Genomic DNA, 6,419 nt, shown 5'->3' with positions numbered 1-6,419 from the left:
GCGCGCTCTTGAGGCCCCCGGGCGCGGCGCGCGCGCGCGCGGGGGGGGGGGGCCCAGTCCGCGCCACCCCCCCCGGCGGGGCGGGGCACCCCCGGGCCGGCAAGGTCGCCGTCGTCCGGGCCGAACGCGAGCGCGCGGTCACCGTCATGGTGGGCGACGGCGTGAACGACGCCCCCGCGCTGGCCGCCGCGGACGTCGGTGTGGCAATGGGTGCGCGCGGCTCCACCGCCTCCTCGGAGGCCGCCGACATCGTGCTGACGACCGATCGCGTGGACCGGCTCGCCGACGCCGTCTTCATCGCCGTACGAGCCCGGCGGATCGCCGTGCAGAGTGCCCTGGGCGGGATGGCGATGTCCCTGGGCTTGATGGCCGCGGCCGCCTTCGGCCTGGTGCCGCCCGCCCTGGGCGCCCTGCTCCAGGAGGCCGTGGATGTGGCGGTCATCCTGAATGCCCTGCGTGCGCTGCGTGTCGACCAGTCCACCCGGCCCGCGCTGACGCCCGCGGCGGAGGCGCTCATCCACCGCTTCGCGGCGGAACACGACGACCTCCAGGACGTGCTCGAAGCGGTGCACGGTGCGGCCGACCACCTCTCGGACGGCCCGGGCCCGCAGGCTCTGGCAACCGTCGAGGAGGCGCATCGGCTGCTCACCCAGCGGCTGCTGCCCCACGAGTACGCCGAGGAGCACGAGCTCTACCCCGCTCTCGCGCCCACCCTGGGCGGGCCAGAGGCCACGGCCACCATGAGCCGTGCCCACGCCGAGATCGAACGCCTCTCCCACCGCATAGCCACCCATCTGCAGCTGGCTCACGCCGAAGGCGGCCTGTCCCCCGGCCAGCTCGACGACCTGCGCTCCTGCCTGTACGGACTGCACACCGTCCTGCGCCTGCACTTCACGCAGGAGGAGGAAAGCTATTTCTCACTGGCCCAGTGAGACCGCGCCGGGCTCACGGCCGGAGGATCCGCCGGGAGGGCCATTCGGCCCGCACGGTGCCCGGTCAGCCCCTGTGCGGCCAGGTCCTGCCGCCGGACGCTGGACGCCGGACGTCCGGAGGGAGATTTCGCGATGACCGGCATCCGGCAAGTTCCGGCGCACGCCCTGCTGACCGACGGAACCACCGTTCGCATACGGCGGGCGGGTCCGGCGGATCAGGAGGAGGTGCAACGGCTGTACGAGGAGATGTCACCGCAGAACCTGCGAATGCGATTCTTCTGCGTCAGCCCGGCGTCCGCCAGGCAGGCCGGTGAGCGAGTGGCCCGTGGTGAACGCCCCGGTTACCGCGCGCTGGCCGCGGAGTGCGACGGACGGCTCGTGGGTCTGGCCGAGTACGAGGTGCTGCCGGGCAGCAGCACGGCGGAGATCTCGGTGGCCGTGGCCGACGGCTGGCACCACCGCGGTGTGGCCACCCTCCTGCTGGAACACCTCGCGGACGCCGCTCGTGCGGCGGGCGTCACTGCGTTCAGCGCCGACTCACTGGCCGAGAATCGCGACGTGCTGAAGGTCTTCCACGACCTGGGGCTGCGCGTGACCCGCCGCTTCGACGGGCCCGAGGTGCACTGCCTGGTCGGCCTCACCGAGGACGAGGCCTACCTGAGCGCCGTGGAGTCCCGCGGGAGGCTGGCCGATGTCGCCAGTCTGCGGCCATTGCTGCGTCCCGGCACCGTCGCGGTGATCGGCGCGGGCCGCACACCGGGGTCGGTCGGGCGCGCGATCCTGCGGAACATCCACAACGGCTCCTACGCCGGGCGGCTGTACGCCGTGCATCCCGACGCCGACGCGATCGCCGGGGTGCACGCCCGCCCGTCCGTCGCCGGCCTGCCGCAGGTGCCGGACCTGGCCGTGATCGCGGTGCCGGCCGCAGCCGTCGCCGAGGTGGCCGAGGAGTGCGGGAGAGCCGGCGTACACGCCCTGCTCGTGGTGTCCGCCGGCCTGGACATGCACCAGAGCGGCGCTCTGCTGGACGCGTGCCGACGGCACGGCATGCGGCTCGTCGGCCCGAACTGCCTGGGCCTGGCGAACACCGAGGACGCCGTCCACCTGGACGCCACCTTCGCCGCCCGGCATCCCGGACCCGGCACCGCCGGTCTCGCCGTACAGTCCGGCGGCGTCGGCATCGCGCTGCTGGACGGCCTGGCCCGGCTCGGCATCGGTGTGTCGAGCTTCGTCTCGCTCGGCGACAAGTACGACGTCAGCGGCAACGACATGCTCCAGTGGTGGGAGAGCGACGGCCGAACCGACCTCGCGCTGCTTCACCTCGAGTCCTTCGGCAATCCCCGCGCCTTCTCTCGCACCGCCCGCCGTGTCGCCCGCTCGATGCCGGTGCTCACCGTGGACGTCGGCCGGTCCGAGGCCGGACGGCGGGCTGCGGCCTCGCACACCGCGGCGGCGGCCACCCCGGCCATGACCCGGCAGGCGCTGTTCACCCAGGCCGGTATCACCGCGACCCGCACCATCGGTGAACTCCTCGACACCGCCGCGCTCCTGCATGCCCAGCCGCTTCCCCACGGAACGAAGGTCGCCGTCGTCAGCAACGCGGCAGGGGTGGGCGTCCTGGCCGCCGACGCGTGTGCGGACGCCGGTCTCGTCGTTCCGCGACTCGCCGCCGACCTGGTGGACGAACTCCTCGCAGTGCTGCCCGACGGCGCCGTCGCAAACAATCCCGTCGACGTCACGGCGACCGTCGGCGAGAAGCAATTGCGGGCGTGCATCGACCGGTTGGCCCGGCACGGCGCGGTCGACGCCGTCCTCGTGAGCCTGGTACCCACGGCGGTCGCTGCAGCCACCGGCGAAGACCTGGTGCGCGCCATGACCTCGCCCCCCGGCCCGCTCGCCCGCCCCGTCGCCGCGGTACTGCCCGCGCAACCTGCCCGCGTGGAGTTGCTGCCGACCACCGACGGGGGCACCCTGCCCGCGTACTCCGACGCCGCGGACGCCGCCCGTGCCCTGGCCCACGCCGCGGCCCGCGCCGACTGGCTCGGCCGACTGCCGGGCGCCGTACCGGAGCTGCCGGACGTGGAGACCGGGCGTGCGAGGAGCGTGACCGCTGCCTTCCTGGAGGAGAACCCGGAAGGAGGCTGGCTCGATCCGCGGACAACAGCCGCACTCCTCAGCTGCTACGGCATCCCCCAGGTTCCCTGGGCATGGGCCAGAGACGAGGAAGAGGCGGTCGCTGCGGCCGAGCGGCTCACCGGACCGGGCGGGCGGGTCGTCATGAAGGCCTACTGGCCAGGTCTGCTGCACAAGAGCGAACAGCGCGCCCTGCACCTCGACCTGCACAACGCCTCTCAGGTCAGGGCCGCCCACCGTGATCTGGTCACCCGGTTCGGCGACCGGATGACCGGAGTGGTCGTCCAGCCGCTCGCCGAACGCGGCACCGAGCTGTTCGCGGGAGTCGTCCAGGACGAGGTCTTCGGGCCCCTTGTGGTGTTCGGCCTCGGCGGTACGGTGACCGAACTGCTCACCGACCACGCGGCCAGGCTCGCCCCGCTCACCGACCTCGACGTGCACGACCTGCTCACCTCGCCCCGGTGCTCCCCGTTGCTGTTCGGCTACGCCGGCAGCCCCGCCGCCGATCTCGGCGGCCTGGAACAGCTGTTGCACCGGCTCTCCCGGATGGCCTCCGACCTGCCCGAACTGGCGGAAGCCGACCTCAACCCCGTCATGGCCGGGCCGCGCGGCGTCACCACACTCGACGTCCGCGTCCGGCTCGCGCCGCGCCACCCCCGAGATCCGTATCTGCGCAGGCTGCGCTGATGGGGCCGGCCGCTGAAGAACGCCCCGCGATCACGTGACGGCGTCCTGAGGCATCGGCAACGGTGGGGGCATTCGGCTGTGTTCGAGGACAGGAACCGTGTGAACCAGTCGGTGCGGGTTCGGCGGGCCGTGGCGGGGATGCGTGCCGGTGGGTACAGGGCGTCGGGTGGCCCGGAGACCGTGCCTACACCGCCGAGGAAGGTGGGCAACGCGGGCCGTGGCCGGGCTGCGGGCTCGGGAATCGCGCTGGTCATGGCCTCGGCTCCTTGCGAATGTCGCTGGATTGGGGCCGGTCGGCCCTGGCAGGCCGCCGGTTCCCGTGGTGTCCTGGTAGTGGCGGGAAGGACCCGTTGGAGACGCGGGGAAGCGGCCGGCAGCCGCGCACCGCGCAATCCGGATCCGCGAGAAGTGGGTGGCCCTTCCCGCCTTCTCATGCCACGGCCGGGCCCGTGGCTCCACGAACAACGGCGACGGTTCCGGCCCAGGTCCCGGAACGCCGATCGCCCCCGGCCGGGCCAGTCGCCGTTGCGGCATCTCGATGGCCTCTCTGGCGCCGTCCCGGGACAGGCGGGAAGCGGGACAGCCGGCCCGCTGTGCCGGCACCGTGCCGGGACGGGGCGGAACGGGTCCCCGGCAGCTCCGATCGCGATGCGTGTGGAGACGCTCAGCGGGTCCCTCCCTTCATGGCGGGTCCGGTCAGCGTGCGCGTCGGCGACTACCGGATCCCATGGACCGAAAGACTCCGGTCGGAGCCGAGCGTCCCGTGGCAGTGCGTCACGGACGCGCCCACGCTGGAAGCAGGAACCACGAAGGGAGCCGGTGCGATGACCTCCGCTACCACCATGACCACGGCCTTGCCGGCCGAGCACCGCGAACGGCTGATGCGCCTCGCCCGCGAGGTCTCCTTCGAGGCGGGTACCCGCCTGTTCGAGGAGGGGCGGCGCGCCGATCGCTTCTGGATCGTACGTACCGGCACCGTCGCCCTTGACCTGCAGGTACCCGGCAGCCGACGCGCCGTCATCGAGTCGCTGGGGCACGACGAGCTGGTCGGCTGGTCCTGGCACTTCCCGCCGTACGTCTGGCATCTGGGCGCAGAGGCGATGAGCCCGGTGCGTGCCTGGGAGTTCGACGCCGAAGCGATCCGGGCGATGTGCGCCGAGGACCCCGAGTTCGGCCGGGCGATCGCCGTCTGGATCGGGCGAGTGGTCGCCCAGCGGTTGCATGCCTCCCGCATCCGTCTGCTCGACCTCTACGCCCCCTACGCCAGTGGGCACCTGGTGTGACCACCCGCATCTGCAAGGAAGAAAGCATGCACAGCAGCCCGCATCGCGTGAGTGACGTGATGACGCATGCCGTCGTCGCGGTGGGCCGCAAGGCTCTGTTCAAGGACATCGTCGAGCGCATGAGTGAGGGAGAGGTCAGTGCACTGCCCGTACTGGAGGGCGACGGTCGAGTGATCGGGGTGGTGTCGGAGGCCGACCTGCTGCCCAAGGAGGAGTTCCGGGACAGCGATCCGGACCGTTTCACCCAGGCACGTCGGTTGTCCGACCTGGCCAGAGCCGGGGCCTTGACCGCGGAGGAACTGATGAGCGCCCCGGCCCTCACCGTGCACGCCGACGCCACACTCGCCGAAGCAGCACGCATCATGGCACTGCGCCACGTGAAACGACTGCCCGTGGTGAACGACGAGGGCTTGCTCGAAGGCATTGTCAGCCGTGGAGACCTGCTGAAGGTTTTCGCGCGCCCGGACAACGACCTTGCCGACGAGATTCGGCGCGACGTGGTCGACCTGCTCTTCCCTGCGCCGGTCGAACCCGTGCACATCACTGTCAGCGAAGGTGTCGCCAGGCTCACCGGAAAGGTGCCGGACGCCACCCGGATTCCTCTCGCCATCCGCCTCGTGCGAGGCGTCGAGGGCGTGATCGGCGTGGACTGCCGCCTGACCGCGGCAGCGGGACGGTGACCCTCGCCGAAGCAGAGCCGGTACGTCTCTACGCCGACGGCAGTGGCACCCGCCAGGTCAGCCGCGCGCCGCCGCCGGCGGGGCTGCTCACCTCGAACCGGCCGCCCGACTTTTCCGCTCGCTCGGTCATATTGCGCAGCCCGCTACGACGGCCGCCGGGCGGAACGCCCACTCCGTTGTCCGAGACTGTCAGCGACACCTCGTGGCCGTCTGTCGTCAGGACCACCTCGGCCCGGTCGGCGTGGGCGTGCCGGGCGGTGTTGGCGAGGGCCTCGGAGAGCACAGCCACGACGTGGTCGGCGACCTCACGTGGCACACCGGTGTCGACCAGGCCCTCCATGCGCACGCTGGGCGTGAAGCCCAGCACGGGAGCCGCCTCGCCGACGGCACGGACGATCCGCGCTCGCAGTCCGCTGTCACCGGAGCCTTCGCGCGCCCGCAGCCCGAAGATCGTCGATCTGATGATCTTTACGGTCTCGTCCAGGTCGTCGACGGCCCGCCGGACCCGCTCCGAGGCCTCTGGATGCTCGATGAAGCGGCCCGCGCTCTGCAGTGTCATCCCGGTGGCGAACAGCCGCTGGATGGCCAGGTCGTGCAGGTCCCGGGCGATCCGGTCCCGGTCCTGGGGGCCCCCCCGCGCGACGGCGGCCAGAGGGCGCGCGCCGCGGTGCCACGCGCGCGCGGCCGGCGCGCGCCAGAGCGCC

At 72.4% G+C, this 6,419-nt stretch carries 5 protein-coding genes; 4 read left to right on the top strand and 1 reads right to left on the bottom strand.

Annotation, left to right across the window (positions count from 1 at the left end; all coding sequences use genetic code 11):
- From ACFW2E_RS38745 to ACFW2E_RS38730, 4 genes are all read left to right on the top strand, one after another.
- Positions 1-932, top strand: a 932-nt coding sequence (locus tag ACFW2E_RS38745) for a heavy metal translocating P-type ATPase (protein WP_384474314.1), incomplete at its 5' end; no start/stop codon positions are given.
- A 132-nt stretch (positions 933-1,064) separates the two neighbouring features.
- A complete protein-coding gene (locus ACFW2E_RS38740; RefSeq protein WP_384474311.1) occupies positions 1,065-3,752 on the top strand; it encodes a GNAT family N-acetyltransferase in 2,688 nt (895 codons plus the stop codon).
- Positions 3,753-4,576: 824 nt separating this feature from the next.
- The gene (locus tag ACFW2E_RS38735) at positions 4,577-5,035 is read left to right on the top strand and encodes a Crp/Fnr family transcriptional regulator (protein ID WP_384474308.1); all 459 of its coding nucleotides are present in this window, start codon (positions 4,577-4,579) and stop codon (positions 5,033-5,035) included.
- 26 nt (positions 5,036-5,061) lie between these two features.
- Complete coding sequence (locus ACFW2E_RS38730) at positions 5,062-5,715, top strand: CBS domain-containing protein (RefSeq protein ID WP_384474317.1); 654 nt, start codon at positions 5,062-5,064, stop codon at positions 5,713-5,715.
- A 28-nt stretch (positions 5,716-5,743) separates the two neighbouring features.
- On the opposite strand, the gene ACFW2E_RS38725 is transcribed toward ACFW2E_RS38730, so the two are convergent.
- The coding region (locus ACFW2E_RS38725; protein WP_384474305.1) for a sensor histidine kinase at positions 5,744-6,419 on the bottom strand (676 nt) is incomplete at its 5' end.

The organism is Streptomyces sp. NPDC058964 (genome assembly GCF_042741275.1).
Lineage (GTDB): Bacteria > Actinomycetota > Actinomycetes > Streptomycetales > Streptomycetaceae > Streptomyces.
This window is presented reverse-complemented; position numbering and strand designations above follow the sequence as displayed.

Coding starts and splice junctions, on each gene's coding strand:
- ACFW2E_RS38735 (WP_384474308.1), top strand. CDS start 4,577: ATGACCTCCGCTACCACCATGACCACGGCCTTGCCGGCCGAGCACCGC.
- ACFW2E_RS38730 (WP_384474317.1), top strand. CDS start 5,062: ATGCACAGCAGCCCGCATCGCGTGAGTGACGTGATGACGCATGCCGTC.
- ACFW2E_RS38740 (WP_384474311.1), top strand. CDS start 1,065: ATGACCGGCATCCGGCAAGTTCCGGCGCACGCCCTGCTGACCGACGGA.